The following is a 19613-nucleotide window of genomic DNA, read 5'->3' as shown; positions in this document are numbered from 1 at the left end:
CGGGCGCCTGTACCGCGCGAGCGGTTTAGTCCAATGCAAACTTATTGGACATAAGGGGGACCGGGAGGGTGAGGCGGTTCCTGTGCAATTTTCTGGCAGAAAGCGCCGTGCATGTGTAGGCTTCAGGCATGACATTTGCCCGACCTGATCACTCCATCGACCTTGATATGCTACCCCGGATGCCTGCTTGGGTCACCTCCGCACGCGCTGAAACCCTTGAAGATGTTGCGTTTTTGTCGGGCGCGGCGCTGAACCACCTGCATCTTGTGCTAGGACGCGCGGAGGTGCCCCAAGCTTTGTTGCGGGACCGGCTGGCGCTGCGCGCAGCGGAGGCCTGTGTCGCGTTTTCGGGGCGCCTGGAGAGAGCAGGGGATCTGCGCGACGCGGTGCATTTGTTGCGCTCTGGCGATCTGCCGGGACCGGCGGGCGAGACCTGCCTCGCCTGGCGGCGCGCGGTGGAGCGGCCGCTGTCGATCAAGGCTCTGGGCCGAGCCTTGCCGACCCTCGAGCCGGGCCAGACCGCGACGTGGCTAGATGCGGGGCAGGGGGCGCCGGTGACCCGGGCTGCGATGGTGCTGGAAGTTGTTCTGCGCGAGGCGCCACGCGCAGACGTAGCGGCCCTGATCCTTGCAGATGCGGCCCTCGCCCAAGCCCTCGGTTGGGATCATCTGGTGCCGCTGCTGGCCGCGGGCCTGAAGCGCGCCGACCTGCGCAAGCGCGGCGGTGATCTTCGCTTCGCCTGTCATCGGGCACTCATCTCTTCGGCGGTGGAGGCCGTGCGGAAGGCGGCGGACCTCGCGCGCCAGGCGGCGCATCTGAAGGCGGTCGCGCCCAAGCTGCGGGCCAAGGGGGCGGGGGATGCGGTCGAAATGTTTCTGACGCGGGACGCTGTTGCCCCTTCGGCGCTGCCGCTGCCGGATCGCGCCGCGCGGCGGCTCTGCGACCGGCTGGTCGAGCTCGGCGCGGTACGCGAGCTGACCGGGCGCGACACCTTTCGGCTCTACGGGGTGTAGCGATGGCAAAGGATCGCTCCGAACCCGGGCTCGACCGCGAACTCGCCGATCTGCCGCCCGAGATGCGCTGGCGGGAATGGATGCGCCGGATCGAGGCGGTGCTCTTTGCCTCGGCCTCGCCGGTGCCGCGCGACGACCTGGCGCGCGTGGTGGGGCAGGGGGTGTCGGTCGATCTGCTGGTCGAGGACCTCGCCGCCGATCTGGAGGGGCGGGCCTTCGAGATCGCCCAGGTCGCCTGCGGCTGGATGTTCCGGACCCGGGCGGCCTATGCGCCCGCGATCCGCGCTGCGGCGGATGTCGGGGACCAGCTACTCGATCTGAGCGAATTCGACGTCGCGGTGCTGGCGGCCATTGCCTATCACCAGCCGATAACCCGCGACGGGCTCAAGGACATCTTCGGCAAGGAGATCAGCCGTGACCTGATCGGGCGGCTACATGCGCGCGACCTGATCGGGACCGGGCCACGATCACCGCGGCGGGGAGCCCCCTATACCTTCGTGACCACGGAGCAGTTTTTGGTCGCCTTCGGTTTGGAGAGCCTGCGCGATCTTCCCGATCGGGAGCAATTGGAGGATTCGGGTTTTCAGGGGGAGCCACCTCAGGTTGGTGTTGGCTGAGTTCCCACTCATCTTCACACTCTGCTTCTTGCCAACATTGGTTGCGGGAAAAGGGGACTCGAGCGCCACACTCGGCGGACAGCATCGCGATTTTTCTGGTCCATTGGACGATTTATGTATAGAATCTCATCGTAACCTACGTCGATAAAAAACCTCGAAGAAAGAGCAGCTTAGCCGTGGCATCCGCCCAGCAAATCATCGGCCTCGTCAAGAGCCACGCGGAGGGAGACGCCGATCGTTTTTACGATCTGGCGATGCAACTCTCTGCGGCCGAAGAGCAGAAGGGGCATACCCGGCTGGCTGAACAGTTGCGACAATGGGCTGAAGCGGGGCAGAAGCCGCCTGCGAAGCGAACCCCTGCGATCACTCCTATCGCAACACCCCGCGGTGATCTGGCGGAGTTCCTTGCCGCGTCCTATCCGACCGAGCGCCTTGTCGATGTCATCTTGCCGGACAGGATCGAGAGCGAACTCGCGCATCTCGTTGTCGAGATACGAATGCGCGAAAAGCTCGAGGCAAAAGGGTTGAAGCCACGGCGGCGCGTTCTCCTCTCCGGTCCTCCCGGAACCGGCAAGACCCTGAGTGCTTCAGCGCTTGCCGGTGAGCTGCAGTACCCCCTCTTTTCGGTCATGCTGCACGGGCTGATCACCAAATTCATGGGCGAAACAGCGCAAAAGCTGAAGATGATCTTCGATGCCGTCAAGACGACGCGTGGTATCTATCTCTTCGACGAAATCGACGCTTTGGCGGCGGCCCGGGGCGGTGAGAATGACGTCGGCGAGGCCCGTCGGGTTCTGAACTCGTTCCTGCAGTTTCTTGATGAGGATACTGGGCCTTCGATCGTCATTGCCACAACAAACCTGCCGGGAATTCTTGACCGCGCGGTGCTGCGCCGCTTCGATCTCGTATTGCCATATGTCATGCCCGATGGACCGGCCATTCGGCAGGCGCTCGAACGCCGCCTGATCGGATTCTCGCTGGCTCGGATGGGATGGAAGCGGGTGACAGATGCGGCCTCAGGCCTCTCGACGGCCGATGTTGTGGCGGCGGCGGAAGATGCCGCGCGACGTGCCGTGCTGAATGATACCGACAAGATTGCGACACAGGATTTGCTTGATGCCCTCGAACGCCGACGGTCGCTCCAAGAATTAGGGACCGATGACAATGGCACGAGACCTTCAGCACTTCCACCTTCGCAATCTCGGACAACCTCGCCCGTTCCAAGCAAAGGGCGGGGGCGGGTCCAAAAGACCAAGTGATGTCCCCAACCGCGCAGCGCACGCCCAAGCGTTGCTTCAGGCAATCGACGCGCTGCCGGATATTCCAGCAGCCGAACTTCCCGGCGTCTATCTGGAAGTCCGCTCCCGAGTGGACGAACGTCTGAAAAAGGACAGCTTGGACTCCAGCGGCCTGATGCTTTTGCGCATCGAAGATGCTCCAGTTCTCGGCGGCGCCGAAGAGCGCGCGACGGTGTTTGCGACAGCCAAGGGTATCGAAAAGCTGCGCAAGAAGGTCGAGCAGTTTCGGACTGAAGACACGCCTGATCGCGAGAAAGATGGTGAAATCGTCCAGGGGCGTCCGAAGAACGCGGACCTGGTGCAAAGCGTTGCTGCCATCACGGAAGCGGGATTGCGTGCCCTCTGGCGCAGCCCTCCAGGCAAATTTCCTGCAGCGGATGTAGTGACCGTCTGGGAGGTTTGGCTGGAGCCTCAAATGACCGAAGCCTTCGTCGCGGCAGCACCAAACTATGGGGTCACCGTGGGAGCGGATCGGCTGGAGTTTCCCGAAGATACCGTTGTGGTCGTACACGCCGATCGCAATCAGCTCGCTCAAGCCGTCCGCCGACTGGGCGGCGTGCGCGCCCTTGCCGCTCCGACCATCACAGCGGATTTCTTCGACGGCTTGCCAGTGGCCGAACAGGCGCAGTGGGTCCACGAACTCGCGGGTCGAACGACCTACACTGACAATCCCGATCCTGGCTACGTTACGCTTTTGGATACCGGTGTCAGTCGCGCTCATCCTCTCATTCAGCCGGCGCTCAGCGTGGAGGACCGACATGCCGCCAACCCGGCCTGGGGACTGGAGGATGTGAAGGGCCATGGCACGGAGATGGGAGGACTGGCGCTCTTTGGAGATCTGACGCCGAAACTGCACCAGGCGAATCCAGTTTCTGTTGTGAACCGTCTGGAATCCGTGAAGCTGTTGCCTGATGCTGGGATGAACCCGCATCATCTCCTCGGCGCGGTAACCAGGCAGGCGATCAATACAGTAGAGCTGGTTGGCCACCGACGCCGTACATTTACCATGACGACGACGACAGGTGAGGATACGCCGCACGACGGAGCCCCCACCTCCTGGTCAACGGAAGTCGATCAGCTTGTCGCCGGTGTATCAGGCGACATCAAACAACAGCGCCTGATACTTGTCTCGGCGGGGAATACCGACAACTTCACATTTGGTGCCGGAAACTATCTCGAGCGATGCGATCACGAGGACAACGAAATCGAGTCACCGGCCCAGGCGTGGAATGTTGTGTCTGTCGGAGCCTTTACAGAGAAGACCGTACTGCCAGACGGAGAAGCCGGCCCAAGCGCTTGCACCATTCGGCGACTTGTCGCCAGCTTCGCGAACTGCATCGTGGTCATCCCATTGGCCGAACAAGCCGGACATCGTTCTTGAGGGTGGAAACTGGGCGCTAAGTGCCATGCCTCCGCCAATGCGGCACGGATGGTTATCACTCCTTTCGACGCACCACAATTATCCGGTCCGATCCTTTACATTTACCTTCGACACCAGCGCGGCGACAGCGCTTGCAGCGAAGGACGTAACGGAACTCTGGTCGGACTATCCGGCGCTTTGGCCCGAGACAGTCCGTGGTCTCTATGTGTCTTCAGCGCGGTGGACGCAGCAGATGCGTGCACATCTGCCTGCCCAGCCGAACAAGGGTCACTACACGCCCCTTTTTCAGCGCTATGGATATGGTGTGCCGGACATGGCCCGTGCCCGCCGCAGCGCGTCGAACGCGCTGACCCTCATCGTGGAAGACACGATTACGCCTTACGGAATTTCTGAAAAGACCGGCGGTGATGTCCACAATGAAATGAAGCTGTTCGCCCTTCCCTGGCCCGTTGAGGCCTTGCGCGCGCTCGGCAATGGCGATGTGACCTTGCGGGTGGCACTCAGCAGCTTTATCGCTCCGAACCCGTCCGAAGCCTCGCGCGGCGTTCGGTACCGCTACGCGTCCCACAACTTACGTTTCCAACTCAATCGCGCTGGCGAGAACGAAGCCCAATTCTTGGCTCGGATCAGCAAGGCGGCCGAACAACCCGATGGTCCTGCAAACGACGAGGATGATCTTTGGGACTTCGGTAGCAATCGGCGCCATGTAGGCTCCCTCCATATCGATCAGCTGACGTGTAAGGCTTCAGATCTAGCGCGGCGCAACTTGCTGGCTGTTCACCCCGTCACAGGATGGTGGAAGTCGAAAAAGCTTCTGGACGAAGGTTTGCCATCTGTGCGCTATGCGCTGATTGTCGAGATCGATGCAGGCGAGCTCGAAGCGGAGCTCTATGCCGAGGTTCAGGTTGCAGTTGAAGCACTCATTGCAGCCCAAGCGGCGATTGCTGTCTAGGCCACCCACTTGCTCGGGTTACATTCAGGCAGCGCATTACTGTTCGCCGCAGGACGAAAATGGAAAACTGAAGGGGCGGCTTCATCCCGCCGTGGTGAGGTAATTATGAAATACTGGAACACTGGGGATGTTGTCGTCGACAGCATTCTTCAGAAACTGGAAGGATTTGGAACTTGGCGCTCAGACAGCGATGCAGAGAGCACGCATCAGTTGCTGTCCGGTGTCATTCATATTCAAGAGATGCTTCCTAGACTTGTTGCAAGGCACTTTCAATTTCCGAACCTCTTTGTCGGCAATGCCCACTTTTCGGGGTCCCAAGATTATAGACGCGAATTGATTGAAGGAATCACGAGCGCCATCGACAAGGGGCTGGTCGCAGCTGCGGCAGATCCTATGCTTGGCCGAGATAGCAAGCCTGACTTTTCTGATCGGCCTAGAAGCAGAGGTGAGGAGATCCTCGATGCGCTGACAGCCTTTGAGAAAGACCGTGACCAAGCCGCGCTGAGTCGACTGAAGATGGCCGTCAGCCCAACCGGATTGCAATCGCGTGTGAACACAATTGAAATGCTGATGAATAGGAAGCGGTCGTACGGTAACCAGTCCCCTGAGGTCGCTTTGCTTTCCGAACTTGGCCGACTGGAGTTCGAGGCACGTGGTTATCATGGGCAGAAGGCATAGCGACCTCTTTTTTCTCATTAGGGCATGAATTGTCCCCTAATGAATTCCGGCGACAAGTCTATACGGATCTTCCGCCATACTTGAATACTTCAAGCCGCATCTGCTTGTCGGACAGAATGCGGCTTCATCGCGACAACCGATTTCATTGAATAATTGAACCGTGGGTGCAGCCTTTCCCCCAACCGGTTTCGACCATTCATCTGGAACCCAAGATGTAGCATGGCGATGATCATATCCGTATTCGAAACGTAATTGTGTCCGATCACCACGTCTCCGAAGAGCCGGAAGGGCGTTTCTTCGGCTCGGTGCTTCAGGAAGTAGGCGCCCTTTTCTTGCGTTGTCTTGATCTTCTCCAGGCAGGACGCATAGGCCAGCGCATGAAGGAGGCTGTCACGTTTCGCGATGTCCGTTACCTTTGCACGAGACTTGCTGATCCGCTTGCGCCAAATTGCTGACCGGACATTGCCCTGCATGTGGACAGGCACATCAGCCAGCTCGTCCCGGATATGGCGGTTTTCCGGCCAGAGATATCTGTTGCCATATCCCATGTCGTTGATTTCCGGATCGCGTGAAGCTTCCTTCACCATCACGGTCGTCGCGAGGATATCGTAGATGTTCCGAGCCGACACGACGAGGTCGCGGGAGCGGGCGAAGTCTGCTGCCGTCTGGAAAGAGAGCTTAATGTCATGCTCGCGATCAGGCGCCGCTTCGAGCGTCTGCCGGAAGCCAGTGGCGGTGTGAAAGCCAAAGGCGCGCGCAATTAGTTCCGGGCGGAGGCTGGGGGCAATACTCGGCAGATGCAGCGCCTCGGCCTTTTTCAAGTTAGGCAAGTCGGCTGCAGACAGGTGAAACGGAATGGTGGCGTCGATCATGCTCATCTCCAAGGCCGTGATCGCCGGTTAGACACGACCATCGAGTGAGAGATCGAGGTCAAGTGCAGTATCAGGAGACGAAGGTTTCAGCCGGCGACAGCTACGGGGTTCACCCTTGCTGATCGAAGCTAGTGATGAGGCGCAGCCATTGCAACATCATCTTTTGCAAGGCTGCGGGTTTGGCTGGCGCTCGGTGGCCCACTCAGTGTGGTATTTGCCAGGAAGACCCGCTACTCAAGTGGTGGAACCAGCATAATTTTGGGATCCAACCGCATTTCGCGATGGCAAATAATTGCCCCCACGGGTAGGTGTATATTTCGATCCACCTGACCCCAGAACCTGAACAGCTAAGTACCGTCATCCAGATAACGGGATATGGCAGTCACCGGGATAACGGAATACGGGTGGGCACAGAAACTGCACACCGCCAATCTCGTGGGGCGCCTTGTTCTAGGGAAACGTGGCTCGTAGATCGAATGCCGAAAGGAGGCGCGAGCCATGCCCCAGAAGAAGACATCGCAACAAAAGGCTGAAGCCAACCCGGCAAAGCGTCAGAAGTCCTCGACCGAAAGGATCTTCGGCCCCGCCGTGATGAGTCATGGTTTTACCGGTGTTCCGAACATCCTCGTTCGGGGCCAGAAGCGTCTTGGGTTGAACACGGCCCAGTTCAATATTCTGGTTCAGTTGTTGAGCTATTGGATGGACCCGGCAAAGCCACCCTTCGCGTCAAAACGGAAGCTGCTGGAACGCCTGGATATGTCTGAGACGACCTTGCAGAAGCATATTCGCGACTTGGAAGCACAGGGTTTTCTGCGGCGCGAGCAGCAAACGACACCGGCAGGGGATTTTGGATCCAACATCTATCACCTCGATGGGCTGGTACGAAAACTGAAGAAGCTCGCCCCGGATTTTGACGACGAGCGGGCTGAACGTGAGGCCGCGCGTCAGAAAACAGAGCGCCCGAATGCTCGGGCAAATGCGCGGGCAGCCGCCGCCAAGCAGCGTGCGACAACTGCAAAGACCGAGGGTTGAGATCGATGTCGATGACCCCGATCCGGCATCCTTCGGGTGCCCTCGCCTTCGGACGGCTGCTTGAGATGCGCGCGCCTGGCATTATCCTGCCGGCCGGTGAGATCCGCCTTTTTCGTGGTCGGCACACTGGTCCCAATCGCGGCTTTGGCGCCGAACACATCTGGGCTGAACACGAGCGCGAGATGATCGCGGCCGGTTTTCCCGATTTTGAGTCCGTGGCCGGGTATGTCGCGACGATTGTCCGAGAGGGCACTCCCGTATTCTTCGGGGATCACAGTTGGCGGTCTCTCAGGGCTATGGCTGTCCGCTCGCGGACCGGGACCGCGATTGTTGAACACCGTACCCCGCGTGGTGAGGATGCGCATTGGTCGGTGATCACGGCCTTCTCTGGAACGAAAACGCACGGCACCCGTGTGGGAACCGTGCGTTGATCGATGTGCTCGCAGTAGCAGCGCGTCCTTAGCTCAAGGGGTCGGACGCCACCCTTACGTGTCCTGCAAATGGCTCTCTTGGCAGAACCATCATCCAAGTGGGCGGAGCGATATCCAAGGTAACCCGGCCCAAGATGCTCTTTATGGCACGCCATGAAGATAATGATTGAGCGCAGAGAGTCAAGGATTGTGCTGCGTACGCAGAGTTAAGGGGACGGTTACAGTCATCGTGCCGAACCGCACCGCTACTCAGGTTGCCATACGCGATCTGTCCAGTGCTGCTCATGCCGCCGAGCAAACTCGGTAGTCGACGAAATGTTTACCTCAGGGCTCAGGCTCGCGCGAGCGCAGGTTGCCACGACATCCTGATAGAAGGATCGGGCGACCGAGCGAGGCCCAGCAAAGTTGAGAATCAGGTCGTCGAGCCGATCAGAAATCCGATCGCCACGGGGAACCATGACGAAACTAGGTGGCGACCCGTAAGTGTTGATCAGGATATATCGCCAGCTTGGATCGGCTGCACCGGTACTGGGAAGCAGTTCCCAAGGGTTTGCGTCTCCACCGCCAGAACTCTCGGTATAGATGTCTTCCAGCGCCTGTGGTTTGCGCGCGATCAGGACATACGGGCCGAGTGCGGTGAGGCAGCCTGAGCGCTCATCGACGCCTATGCCAAGAAGCCTCTCGAGACGATGGCGGACGTTTAGGTCAAGATCAGCGCGGCCGGAGATAAACCACTTGAGTTGTCGAAGTGTGATTCCAACTGCAGTCGCGATTTCGGCTGGTGGGTTTGGCCAGCACTCGACGAGGTTCCGCAGCAGCGAGGCCACTTCTTCAAAACCGTCGCTAATTGGTTCATCGTCGACGTCCATCCAGTCCCCATCTTGCTCATGCCCAGTGAGCAACCAAACCCTTCCGTCGAAGCCGTCGTGCTGGAAGTACCGTGGTTGCTTCGGCGGTATTGAGGCCTCTTGAGGGTAGAGCCATTTGCCAGGGGTCCAATCCATCCCTTCGGTGGGACGTAATTCGGCCTTGCGAACCGGGAGGGCAAGCCAATGTTCAATTTGCTGCCGCACTTTCGCGGGCGCAGCACTGTTTGCCCCACGCTGGCTGTCATAACGGTGGTCGCGAGCTGCATTTTCAACAAGCGCGAGCAACGGGTCTTTATCGGCCGTCTCGTTCCTGTTTCGGCTCAACAACCACCGGGCGGCGTCTTGTGCCGTTCGCAGTGCAGCTGGATGGGTCTTGTCTGCAGCGTCGGTAATCGCGAGATGAACGCCGATCTTCGCGAGGTCAGAAGCCAAACCGGGGGCGGCGGAGGCCAGGTGGCGATTAACCCGTAATGTGTCCGGCAATCCGCGCAGGCCTTCGGCTTGCGACCACGCCTCCTGCAGAACGGACAGGATGGGCCTTGGTTCATCAAGTGTTGAAAAGGTCATCCAGCGCAGGGGCAGCAGGCCAGCCACGTTAAGGCCGTAAATCAATAGCGGGGAGAGGCCAAACGTCTCGGCGTCTGCGAGCCTGATCGGATCACGGACCGAAACGATACCATGCTTTTGATGCAGAAAAACAAACCGCGCTACGGCAACGTAGAAGAAATGCTCCCTGTTTACTTGATCGCTGTTCACACTGCACTCCTAGTTCGTGCCTGTCCCCGTATTTGCCGGACCTGAAACCCATGAAAACTGAATGCACCAAGCTGAACGCAAATCTCAAATGGATCTGCGCACTCAGCCTCACAGAGGTCCGCGATTCCTGCGATTCGCGAGAGCGCTCGAACTGATTCAATGCTGCCGGATACGCCGCAGGCTATTGACGTCATGCTCTGAAACCCCGCAACAGTTCTTTGTCTCTGGGGTCGACGCCATTCATAATCGCCTCCACCTGAAGGAGGTGTTGCGAGGCACGCCTTAGGTTCCGCGGGATAAGAGCTTCCGTCCTAGCCAGGGTTCTGTCGTCGATTACCTCGTGCCCTTCATGCATCGCCCACCCAAGGAACCCCGCTTCAAAGCGTTTATTTGTTTCTGCGTCCAGGCGAAGTTCTTGCGTTGGTTGGCCGGCACGTATCCGCAGGACCTGAAAGTCGCGATGAAACCCGCCCCGCGAGTTCCCTTGCCGTTGGCCGGATCTCTGTGACCTCTTTGGCATCGGGGTCAGCGCGACCTTCAGGTAGACATCCGGGTCGTCGATATTGATCAGCGCCAAAGCCAGATCGAGCGGCTCGCCAAGTGTGCTGTGCGTCCAAATGTTGTGATCAAGGAGGTAGTGATCGCCTTCATGCGCCCAGTATTCGCCGTCAGGAATCCAGAACATGGGCCGATCATCGAGAAGGTCAGGCGCCGTAAACCCAATCGGTTTCCAAACCTGCATGAGCGGCTGGGACAACCGGAACCGGACGCTCCCATGTTCCGCGAATTGCTTCTGGCCGAGATGGGGGGCCACTGCCGATAACAGGCGCAACGCCAGATCTAGATCGGTGACCGACGGCGTATCGCCTTCATCAAGAAGGACCCGCACCCCTTGAGATGCATGGCTTTCGTCGGGCGTACGCCCATAGAATTCCGGAATAGACAGCACGCAATCGAAGGGACCGACTACGATCCGAAGCGCACTGCAAGCATTCTGCGCCAAGGTGGGGTACAATTCGATGGAGTTCAGGTTTTGGATTGCGTTGTAGACGATTTGCGCAACGACCGGTTCAAGGTCCGATGCATAGGCTTCGGCGATGCAAATGGTGTCCCCACGATTCAAGATCAGTTTTGCATAGATGGACGCCTCGCTGTACCCATTCCCTTCTACGACGCTGAGTTCCAAACCAACGATTGGATTGCCTGCGTGCCGCATCGCAAATAGGGGGCGGATCTCATCGACGAGGTGTGCGAGGTCAATTCCATTCCCGCTGTTTTTCACTTCAGCCAAGCGCGCGGGGAATTCTTTCGCGCTTCGATTGATCGCGGGGATGAAACTGGTGTTCTGCCCCGTCTGTGGGTGGGCTCGCTTGAATTGTTTTGCTTTCAGCGCGCCCCAGTTTGAGCCCGGGGAGATTGCGGCGGCAAGATCGTTCAAGAGTGTCAGCTTGGTAGGGCGATTTTCGCCGGTCCATCTTTCCAGAATTCGGTCGACGCCTTTTGACAGGTCTTCGAGCTTGATCGGTAAGGTCTCGGCTGACTGCAAATCAGTGTTCAGGTTCATTTTGCTCATTCCTCTGGCGTGCCTCCGATACCAATTCAAGCCGTGGGCCCTTTAGCAGGAGTCGGAAAGCGTGCAGCTGATTGAGCAAACCGATGAATGTCCAGAAGCTCGGCAAACCAGGATCCAATGGGCCCGGATCAGGTTCGCTGGGTTGGTTTCCACCTGCTGCGCCGACCTGTACTTTACAGCGCGCCAGCCCCAAGTGAGCTTCTCGAGCATACATCTTGGACGTTCGGCAAGCAACTACCTGTGGGTCCCTCTCGATGATCTTGGCCCCTCCTGCCCTTTGGCCAGGACCGCGCCCTACTCGGTCGGCTGCGCGCAGCCGACCTCCCCGAGCTGAAACGCAGCCTCTCCCTGCGACGTGCCGCTGGCCGGGCAGTCTCCTCCGGAGCCAGCCCGCCCAGCCGTCGCATGGTCGTGGCAACGCTTCATCTCGGCCGTTCCGGTTACGGTCACTGGGGCGGGGGTGTGACATCAGTGATCACGTCTCTCGCGTCTTGGCCGGTGTTGATCCTCGCTTTGCCGGACACGCAGCTCCGCGCCGCGATCATAGGTCGCAAACGATGTCCGACGACCGCCGGATTGCATTGGCCGCAGCTGTCAGAAGGCCGGTGATGGTCGTGCTGTGCAAACCCAAGCTATCGGGTTGCCGTAGAGGGTCCGTTCGAAATCCCGGTGATCCGAACAGGTTGTCGCAGCTCCGACAGTCTTCCTGCTGCTCTTCCAGACAACACACATCGCTTTGCCACGGAAACCAGCCGTCGCGGCACGTGAGCCAGGGTCAGGCAAAGCTCTGACCCGTCCGGGTGCGGATCGGGGCAAGAGGACAGAGAAGACGCCGCCCCCCCGCAGCATCTCTGTTTGCAGTTCCCCTACCTTCCTTCGCGGCCACCGCACTTCTCCCTTTGTCTGAGTTGCATGACATGCTGGTCGCAGCTGTCGTCCCGTCCACAAAGGTTGTCGCCGATCTTTTTCCCCTGCCCCTGCGGGCCATTCCTCGCGGATCAAAAAGACCGGCGCCTGCCCCTCTCCGCTGCGCTTCGCCTTCGGTGTGGCGGGGCCTTGGCCAGCTGCAAGGTGACCATCATTGCAACGCAAACAAGGAGAAGAGCAATGACCACGAACTGCATCAAATTCACCAGCGCCGACATCGAAACCGCCAAGGGCGTCGGCTCCATCTCGACCCTGACCTTCGACCTCGACATCACGGTCGAACCCGTCGCAAGCACGAACCCGATGGCCCCCACGCACCGCGTCCTCGGCCGCTCCCCGCGCGGCAAGCTGGTCGAGTGCGGTGGCATCTGGAAGAAGCAGAACAAGGAGACCGGCGCCGACTATTACACGCTGACCATCCGCGACCACGGCTTCAACGCCAACCTCGGCAAGGCCGCGAACCAGGACGATCTGTCCCTGCAGGCCGTCATCCCCTGGGGCCCGAAAGACGCCGCCTAAGCCAAGGGCCAGACCGCTCCGGCGGTCTGGCTATTTCTCGTTATGAGGAATGGCAGCGGTTCGGGTCCGAAACCCGTGTCAGAAGGATGCGGCATATTTCGGACGCTGACACCGAGGCGGATAGTCTGACTGGATCGATCGCAGAAGCAGCTTTGATCGTTCTGTTGAGGGACAGAGTGGATCGCGCGAACCCGAGGGTGAGCCGAAAGTCAGCAGGGGAAAAATGGGAGCCCACTGTGCGAGGTAAGCGCACCCCTTCTCTCAGTCGAGCAACCCGCGCTTGGGTCGTGTTGGCGAGGCTGCCAGGGTGCCGAACTCACCCTTTGCCGCGAGGGTGTAAACCGCAGATCAACGTCATGCGTCCGGGGGGCGACGTCTCACGTCAGGGCCACCGTCGCGCGCCTTTCCGTCGACCTGTTGGCCTCTCAGATCGCTAGCCCGGGGTCGAGCGGCCGGCAACGCTGGGGGCAGGTTTCTGGACGGCTGCGCCTTGAGCGCTGCGGTGCACCGCTCACAACAAACCTGCCCCCGGCGTGCTCCATTTCATTCCGCCCCGTGCCGGGTGCAGCCCGCTCTCATGCCCCCGGTCTTTTCCACGATCCGTCCAACGACGATCAACGGAAAGGATCACACCATGACACTCGAACAATCCATCGACCTCGCCGAACTGCAAGCCGACATGGCCTTTGATGCCTACCTCGCCGCGTTTGATGAAGACGCCCATCCCGAGACACTCGACAGCCTCGAGACCGAGGCGCTGATCGCCCGCAGCCGCTACGACGACCTGCGCTCTCAGGGACTGGGTCACTGACCCAGACACCCCTGCGGGTCTACTGATCCGCAGGGGTTTGACACCGTCTCTCAGAAGCTTCGTGACGCCCTCGAATGGTGGGACCCGCGCTATCTCGCGCGGGCAGATTTCGACTTCCTGGCGCCCGATCCGTGACCGGCTCGGGCGCTCGGTTTGCCTGACATCGCGTGCTGCTCCAGCGCAAGTTTAGGCAGATTAATTCGACCAGATTGCCGCGCATCGATGAGGACGGCGGCGTTCCATGTCGCGCTGCGGAGCAGTCTTGACTGCACCCTATTTCCAGCAAAAAGACACAACATGCAAAACGTTATATTGCGCAATGTGATGTATTGAAGTATAAGCAAAGGAGAGAAGGAAGACGTTGGCAGGATATGGCCAATGTTTGCACATTTTGTCCGAGGGGTCTGACCCGTGCCGAGGCCAGCGAAAAACCTGAAGCTTGAAGAGCGCATCGAAGTGGCGCGGCGCTTCACGGCGGGCGAGAGCGCGAAGGAGCTGGCGGCGGCGTTCGGTATCTCTCCGCGCCACGTGAACCGGCTCGCGAAAGAGGAGGCGGGCGAGGGGATCGCAGTGCGCGATCCGAGCGAGACGGTGGCGTTCCGGGCCAGTCGATCCGAGCTGGATGCCTTCGATGCAGAATGGCGCGAAAGAGGCTATGCCAACCGGTCGCAGGCGCTGAATGCGGTGCTGCGCGGACGGTGCGGTTTCCTCGATATACCCCGTGATTTGGTCGAGGAATTCTGTGCCGCATGGCGTCAGGCGAAGGACGTGAGTGACGCCGGACTGGTGCTTGCCAAGGCGGTGCATCGCGGTCGGCTCGAGGTCTCGGAGGCGGACCGCGCGGTGCTGATCGAACTGCTCGATCTGGCGCAGTCCATGAGCCGTGAGATGGGCCGGTTGAAGGATGCGGCGCAGTCGCTGCGTGCTCAGGAGTGGCCGCAAAAGGAAGACGGGCAGGGGGCGGAGAGCGCGGTTCTGGAGGGCAGCCCGCGCGAGACCGTGACAGGTTTGAGGCTCGTCAGAAATGGCTGATCCCCTCGCCCTCTACGCCTCGGTCATGGGGCGGCTCTGGGAGGATGAGCGCATCCGGGGTCAGGCCGCGGCGCGGATCGACGCGCGGTTGGCGGGGCGTCGGCAGGGGCGGAGTTTCGCGCGCGTCGGCTCCATGTCGGCGCGCAACGCGCTGAAGGCGGCCTCGGGGCAGAGCCGCGCGGCGGTCTTCAAGCGGATCCGGGCAGGAGGCTGCAAGACGCGTGCCTCGCTCGGCGCGCAGATCTCCTACATCAACGACAAGGCGGTCTACACCTACTCGACGATGACCAATGCGCTGACCGATGCGGCGGTGCTTTCTGAGGAGCAGAAAGAGGACATCATCGAGGACTGGGCCGGGACCTGGCGCGGCTCGACCAAGCTCGGCTTCACCTCGCACATGCTGCTGTCCTTCCCGACAGACGTGACGGTCGATCAGGTGCGCGACATCGCGATGGACTGGACGGAGCATTTCTTCGAGAGCGGCGAATACGGTGATCAGTGGGACTATGTCCTCGCGGTCCATGACGACCGGGCGCACAAGCACGCCCACATCATCCTGAACAATCGCGGCGTTGAAAACGGCACCTGGTTCTCTTGCTGGGCCGAGGGCGTGATGTCGCCGCAGCTGATGCGCGAAAAGCAGGCCGAGATCGCGGAACGCTATGGTGTCATGCTCGACGCCACCACCCGGCTCGAGCGCGGCATCTTCGAGAAGCCCGCCGGGATCGAGGAGATCTACCGTGCCAAGGAAGAGGCCCGCCTACCGCGCGAGATCGTCATGACGGCCCAGGAATCCGCCATGGCGCAGGCGCAGGTGGTGGGCTTCGCCAAGGACTACAAGAACCTCGCCGACCTGCTGGACCGGATAGACCAGCGCCACATGGCGCGCGCCGTGCGCGGCATGGCGGACGGGCTTGGCTCGGGCACGCCGTGGAACTTCACCGAAGGAGAGATAGACATGAAGGACATCAAGACCGTCGGTGATGCGATCGACTATTCAGAGCGCACGATCGAGGCGCTCAGGCTCAAGGCCGAGGAACTGGACCCGGCCGAGCGCGCCGCATTCGAGGCCAAGGCCGCACCGATCATCGCGGATCTCTCTCAGATGGTGCCGGACCCGGAACTGCGCGCGCGCTTTGGCAAGCAGCTCGAAGAACCCTATCCGCCGGGGGCGGGCAGCGAAGTGCTGATTGCGGCGCTGCAATCCGGCAATGACGAGGGGCTGCGCTACGTGCTCGAGCGCGCCGAGGAGGTGGGCATGGACAGCGAGGAGCTGGTAGCCCGGATCACTGCCGGCGGCACGCGCAACTACGGCATGGCGCAAGACTGGGTCGAGCGCGACATGAACGCGGTGCTGGCCAAGGACGGTCTCAGCGTGGAGACCGCGAGTGACGAACAGCTCGATGCCGCGCTCGAAAAGGTCGACGGCGTGATGGACGCACTGATGGAGCGGGCGAAGGAACTGGGCGTCGAGATCGGCCGAACCCTCGCGGACGAAGAGGAGGCGACACTGCCCCTCATCGACGAAGACGACCGGACGCCCAATCCCTACCTGCAGGACCTGGCCGACATGCTTCGGGACGGCAAGCTCACCGAGGAACAGGAAGAGGTGGTTGAGCGGACCCTGCAATCTGAGCTCTTCAAGGAGCTGGGTGAGGAGGGCTTGGCCGAGCTTCGCCGCGGCAACTTCGAGGTTCTGGACGCGGCCCTTCCGAGCAAGCTCGACCAGATCACCGTCACGCAGGAATTCCTCGAGATGACGTTTGAGGAGACCGGCGACCAAGTCTTCACCGACCGCGCCGCCGGGTTGCAGCAGGACAAGGCGACGGAGGTGGCGCGGATGCGCGGCCAGCAAGAGGCGCAGGAAATGGGGCGTGAACTTGCCCGAAACAAAACACTAGATCGTGGTCTCGATGACGAGATGGAATTCTAAGGGGGAGATGACAACCATGACCAAGACACTCCCCCTTTGGGCCGCGCTCCTCTTCGGGGTGATCTGCGGCGCCGTCATCGGCACCATCGTCGCCGCCTTCTACCTGACCCTGGCCCTGAAAACCGGGTTTGGTAGTTTTGACATGCTGGCGCTCTGGAAAGCCAGCGCGGGCACCCGCGCGGCGCATCCCGAAGCGTTCAAGGTGGGGTTTGGCGCCGTAGGCTTCGGGGCGATTGGCCTCGGCGCCCTGGCGCTTGCCTGGACCTGGAAGAAGGAGCGGGACGACTATGGCTCGGCCCACTGGCAGACCAAGGCGGAGCTGAAGAAGAACGACATGCTTCAAGCGCCTGGCAAGGGCTTTGTCTGTGGCAAGCTCGGAGCCCCGACGTCCAAAGCTGAGTTCATCTCCTCGACCACCATCCCGCATGTGATGATGGTCGCGCCGACCCGGGCCGGTAAGGGGGTTGGCTTCGTGATCCCGAATCTTCTGAGCTTTGCGGGCTCGGTTGTGGTGCTGGACGTGAAGGGCGAGAACTTCGAGAAGACCGCGCGGCTCCGGGCGCTCAACGGCGACGAGGTCTATCGGTTCAGCCCGTTTGATTGGGCCAATGCCACGCATCGGTACAACCCGCTTGCGCGGATTGCCAAGGCCCCGACATTCGCGCAGCGCTTCACCGAGGTCTCGATCCTGGCAGACCTCTTCCTCGACAAGGACAACAAGACGCTCGACACCTTTTCCGAGGCCGGCAAGTCGATCTTCGTTGCGGCCTGTCTGCTGGCGATCCAACGCGGCACGCCGAACCTCGGCGAGGTGAACAAGATCGTCGCCGGGGGCGAATACAAGAACGCCCAGTACAAGACCTATGCCGACGAGGCCGAGGAAGACATCCTGCGCGAGCTCTGGACCAATGCGGCCTCAGCCTCGTCGCGGCTGCTGACCTCGAACATTCAGGCGCTGATGACGGCCGGTCTCAAGCAATGGGACAACCCGGCGGTGCGCTCGGCCACCGAGGCGAGCGACTTCGATTTCTCGACCTTCCGGAAGACCCCTCAGTCGCTTTACATCGCGGTGTCCGAGGATCACATCGCGACGCTGGCGCCGCTCTTGCGCCTGATGTTCGCCGATCTCATCGCCTCGATCCGGCTGAACGAGCCCGGCCCGGACGAGCCCTGGCCGGTCATGATGATGATCGACGAATTCCAGCAGATGGGGGCGATGCCCTATCTCGAACGCGCGATCCATTCGCTTGCGAGTTACGGTGGCCGCGTCGCAATGATTGCACAGTCGCTCGCTTCGCTCGACCGGATCTATGGTCCCGAGGGCCGCGAAAGCCTCGAGAACGGGGCGGGGCTCAAGCTCTACATCACCCCGCGGGACCAGCGGACGGTGAAAGAAGTTTCCGCCGCGGTCGGCAGCACCACCCGCGAGGCGGTGACCCGGATGTATGGTCGCAACAAGGGTTTCCTTGGCGCGACCTCGACCTCAGCGCGTCTGGAAGAACGGCCGCTGCTTTCCGAGACCGAAGCGCGCCTTATGGATCCCGACGAGGTCATCATCCTCGCCTCGCCCCAGCATCCGATCAAGGCGAGCCGGATCAAGTATTACGACGATCCCTTCTTCAAGGAAATGTTGACCCGCCAGGAGGGCAAGCCGTTCCCCTATCCGCCGAGCGTGCAAGGCGTGGGACCTTGGGGCGGCGATGGTGGTGACGAGATCGGCGCAGACGAGCAGGCGAAACCGGCCGAACGCGCGCCAGTCCGGGATCGCTCGCAGCGCCGCGAAACGCGCGCGATGAGCTTGAAGACGATGGAGGCTGGGCGCGGGCAACTAGAGCCGGAGACGCTCGAGCGGGAAGCCGCCGTGCCGAAGGAATGGGAGGCGGCGCTCGACCGGCAGGAGGACTTCATCGAGGAGCTGTTGGGTGGGTGAGGGTGAAATAGGCCACCCAAACAAAACGATGCCACATGTAGTACCATTTTCGGGGATAGCGGAATGGAGGTTCAAGTCGGATGGAATGCTGTGCTCAGCTGCAGGGTTGCGGTGACAGCTCAACAGCACCTATCTGTCTGTAATGGCCATCATCCGTCAATTTGCATGAAAAACAGCGCTCTCTACCATCTATGGAAACGCCAGGTATTCCTGAGAAATCGGCATCAAGATTTCGATCGGCTCCTGTCTACGCGGCATTTTTCGTCCGGGATATACCTGATCGGCTGCGCGGGTGAGATCGTCTATGTCGGGCAATCCTGGGACTTGGTCAGGCGCTCAATCGAAAGCTTGGGCAACCACTACCACAGGGTAGCGGACACGAAACTGCCGTGGTCGATTGCTTTTGCACCTTGCTCTCCGGACGAGATGGACGAACTAGAAAGCACGGCGATCCGTACTTACGCACCCCGCTTCAACACATCCCTCCCGAGCATCGCCAAGAGCTTGTCCCGAATGCCGCAGGTGGTCGGCAGCGCCGCAGTATTCCAAGATCAAAAGAGCGTCTGCGGGGCATTTCACCCCGAGAACCTGCGACGCCAAGTCGATGCCGCTGCGCAAAATTCCGAGCCGCCATGGGCGGTCAAAAAGACCCGTCGGAAGACAGAACGCAAGTCGCCAAGGCAACCGGAAATCGCACTTGAGCAGGTCGAGTGGACCGAGGTGGAAGCGGCTGAGATGGTGCAGGCCTATGGCGTTTCGCTGAGTCAACCGTTGCGATTTAAGATCAACCTCTGTGAGGATGGGTCGGTGATTACCAAGGATGGGGAAATCATTGGCACCTGGACGATGGATGAAAACGCCCATCCCTCCTTTTTTCCAGACGGCGCGACTGAGCCCCTCATCTTTGATGTCTTCGTCGGGTTGCTGTGTCAGCGTGTTGCCGAATGGTATGAAGCTGAAACGGGTGACAAGATTGGGTAGTTTTGCCA

At 60.5% G+C, this 19613-nt stretch carries 17 protein-coding genes; 14 read left to right on the top strand and 3 right to left on the bottom strand.

From position 1 onward, the window contains the following. Positions 1 to 128 precede the first annotated feature (128 nt). The 6 genes from ACXAED_RS25150 to ACXAED_RS25125 all read left to right on the top strand — a co-directional run bounded on the left by ACXAED_RS25150 (position 129) and on the right by ACXAED_RS25125 (position 5939). Complete coding sequence (locus ACXAED_RS25150; protein ID WP_274836338.1) at positions 129 to 1013, top strand: DUF1403 family protein; 885 nt, start codon at positions 129 to 131, stop codon at positions 1011 to 1013. A 2-nt stretch (positions 1014 to 1015) separates the two neighbouring features. Further along, complete coding sequence (scpB, locus tag ACXAED_RS25145; protein ID WP_274836339.1) at positions 1016 to 1630, top strand: SMC-Scp complex subunit ScpB; 615 nt, start codon at positions 1016 to 1018, stop codon at positions 1628 to 1630. A gap of 176 nt (positions 1631 to 1806) precedes the next feature. Further along, positions 1807 to 2889 (top strand): AAA family ATPase, encoded by a 1083-nt coding sequence (locus ACXAED_RS25140; protein ID WP_274836340.1) that lies wholly within the window; start codon positions 1807 to 1809, stop codon positions 2887 to 2889. After that, positions 2795 to 4309: a S8 family serine peptidase gene (locus ACXAED_RS25135; protein WP_475054543.1), complete on the top strand. Its 1515-nt coding sequence runs from the start codon at positions 2795 to 2797 to the stop codon at positions 4307 to 4309. Before ACXAED_RS25140 ends, ACXAED_RS25135 begins: the two co-directional genes overlap by 95 nt. Beyond that, positions 4242 to 5261, top strand: coding sequence for a S8 family serine peptidase (locus ACXAED_RS25130; RefSeq protein WP_475054541.1), 1020 nt, complete (start codon positions 4242 to 4244; stop codon positions 5259 to 5261). The genes ACXAED_RS25135 and ACXAED_RS25130 overlap by 68 nt, the downstream gene beginning before the upstream one ends. 105 nt (positions 5262 to 5366) lie before the next feature. Next, on the top strand, positions 5367 to 5939 hold the full coding sequence (locus tag ACXAED_RS25125; RefSeq protein ID WP_274836342.1) for a hypothetical protein: 573 nt from the start codon (positions 5367 to 5369) through the stop codon (positions 5937 to 5939). 89 nt (positions 5940 to 6028) lie between these two features. Here the strand turns inward: ACXAED_RS25125 and ACXAED_RS25120 are convergent, their stop codons facing one another. Next, complete coding sequence (locus ACXAED_RS25120; RefSeq protein WP_475054539.1) at positions 6029 to 6811, bottom strand: hypothetical protein; 783 nt, start codon at positions 6809 to 6811, stop codon at positions 6029 to 6031. Between the two features lie 498 nt (positions 6812 to 7309). On the opposite strand from ACXAED_RS25120, the gene ACXAED_RS25115 reads away from it, so the two are divergent. Both ACXAED_RS25115 and ACXAED_RS25110 read left to right on the top strand, forming a co-directional pair. Then, on the top strand, positions 7310 to 7843 hold the full coding sequence (locus ACXAED_RS25115) for a helix-turn-helix domain-containing protein (RefSeq protein ID WP_274836344.1): 534 nt from the start codon (positions 7310 to 7312) through the stop codon (positions 7841 to 7843). Positions 7844 to 7848: 5 nt separating this feature from the next. Next, on the top strand, positions 7849 to 8274 hold the full coding sequence (locus tag ACXAED_RS25110) for a hypothetical protein (protein WP_274836345.1): 426 nt from the start codon (positions 7849 to 7851) through the stop codon (positions 8272 to 8274). Between the two features lie 245 nt (positions 8275 to 8519). On the opposite strand, the gene ACXAED_RS25105 is transcribed toward ACXAED_RS25110, so the two are convergent. Beyond that, entirely contained in the window at positions 8520 to 9899 is a 1380-nt protein-coding gene (locus tag ACXAED_RS25105; protein ID WP_274836346.1) for a hypothetical protein, read from the bottom strand. Between the two features lie 190 nt (positions 9900 to 10089). Beyond that, positions 10090 to 11463: a hypothetical protein gene (locus ACXAED_RS25100; RefSeq protein WP_274836347.1), complete on the bottom strand. Its 1374-nt coding sequence runs from the start codon at positions 11461 to 11463 to the stop codon at positions 10090 to 10092. Between the two features lie 1116 nt (positions 11464 to 12579). Between ACXAED_RS25100 and ACXAED_RS25095 the strand changes: the two genes are divergently transcribed. The 6 genes from ACXAED_RS25095 to ACXAED_RS25070 all read left to right on the top strand — a co-directional run bounded on the left by ACXAED_RS25095 (position 12580) and on the right by ACXAED_RS25070 (position 19605). Further along, on the top strand, positions 12580 to 12918 hold the full coding sequence (locus tag ACXAED_RS25095; protein ID WP_017470241.1) for a DUF736 domain-containing protein: 339 nt from the start codon (positions 12580 to 12582) through the stop codon (positions 12916 to 12918). 634 nt (positions 12919 to 13552) lie between these two features. Further along, entirely contained in the window at positions 13553 to 13729 is a 177-nt protein-coding gene (locus ACXAED_RS25090) for a hypothetical protein (RefSeq protein ID WP_165198475.1), read from the top strand. A 411-nt stretch (positions 13730 to 14140) separates the two neighbouring features. Further along, positions 14141 to 14761, top strand: a complete 621-nt coding sequence (locus ACXAED_RS25085) for a helix-turn-helix domain-containing protein (RefSeq protein ID WP_274836304.1) — start codon at positions 14141 to 14143, stop codon at positions 14759 to 14761. Next, positions 14754 to 16694 carry a relaxase/mobilization nuclease domain-containing protein gene (locus ACXAED_RS25080; protein ID WP_274836305.1) on the top strand — a complete coding sequence of 647 codons (1941 nt, stop codon included), beginning with the start codon at positions 14754 to 14756 and terminating at the stop codon, positions 16692 to 16694. Before ACXAED_RS25085 ends, ACXAED_RS25080 begins: the two co-directional genes overlap by 8 nt. Before the next feature lie 16 nt (positions 16695 to 16710). Beyond that, entirely contained in the window at positions 16711 to 18624 is a 1914-nt protein-coding gene (locus ACXAED_RS25075; RefSeq protein ID WP_274836306.1) for a type IV secretory system conjugative DNA transfer family protein, read from the top strand. Positions 18625 to 18687: 63 nt separating this feature from the next. Beyond that, on the top strand, positions 18688 to 19605 hold the full coding sequence (locus tag ACXAED_RS25070; RefSeq protein ID WP_274836307.1) for a GIY-YIG nuclease family protein: 918 nt from the start codon (positions 18688 to 18690) through the stop codon (positions 19603 to 19605). The last annotated feature ends 8 nt before the right edge of the window (positions 19606 to 19613 follow it).

The organism is Leisingera sp. ABM4_103 (assembly GCF_056158685.1).
Note: the sequence above shows the minus strand (reverse complement) of the source record. Positions and strands in the feature narration are given on the sequence as shown.

Coding starts and splice junctions, on each gene's coding strand:
- ACXAED_RS25135 (WP_475054543.1), top strand. CDS start 2,795: ATGGCACGAGACCTTCAGCACTTCCACCTTCGCAATCTCGGACAACCT.
- ACXAED_RS25075 (WP_274836306.1), top strand. CDS start 16,711: ATGACCAAGACACTCCCCCTTTGGGCCGCGCTCCTCTTCGGGGTGATC.
- ACXAED_RS25095 (WP_017470241.1), top strand. CDS start 12,580: ATGACCACGAACTGCATCAAATTCACCAGCGCCGACATCGAAACCGCC.
- ACXAED_RS25120 (WP_475054539.1), bottom strand. CDS start 6,811: ATGATCGACGCCACCATTCCGTTTCACCTGTCTGCAGCCGACTTGCCT.
- ACXAED_RS25110 (WP_274836345.1), top strand. CDS start 7,849: ATGTCGATGACCCCGATCCGGCATCCTTCGGGTGCCCTCGCCTTCGGA.
- ACXAED_RS25100 (WP_274836347.1), bottom strand. CDS start 11,463: ATGAACCTGAACACTGATTTGCAGTCAGCCGAGACCTTACCGATCAAG.
- ACXAED_RS25090 (WP_165198475.1), top strand. CDS start 13,553: ATGACACTCGAACAATCCATCGACCTCGCCGAACTGCAAGCCGACATG.
- ACXAED_RS25125 (WP_274836342.1), top strand. CDS start 5,367: ATGAAATACTGGAACACTGGGGATGTTGTCGTCGACAGCATTCTTCAG.
- scpB (WP_274836339.1), top strand. CDS start 1,016: ATGGCAAAGGATCGCTCCGAACCCGGGCTCGACCGCGAACTCGCCGAT.
- ACXAED_RS25115 (WP_274836344.1), top strand. CDS start 7,310: ATGCCCCAGAAGAAGACATCGCAACAAAAGGCTGAAGCCAACCCGGCA.
- ACXAED_RS25080 (WP_274836305.1), top strand. CDS start 14,754: ATGGCTGATCCCCTCGCCCTCTACGCCTCGGTCATGGGGCGGCTCTGG.
- ACXAED_RS25070 (WP_274836307.1), top strand. CDS start 18,688: ATGGAGGTTCAAGTCGGATGGAATGCTGTGCTCAGCTGCAGGGTTGCG.
- ACXAED_RS25150 (WP_274836338.1), top strand. CDS start 129: ATGACATTTGCCCGACCTGATCACTCCATCGACCTTGATATGCTACCC.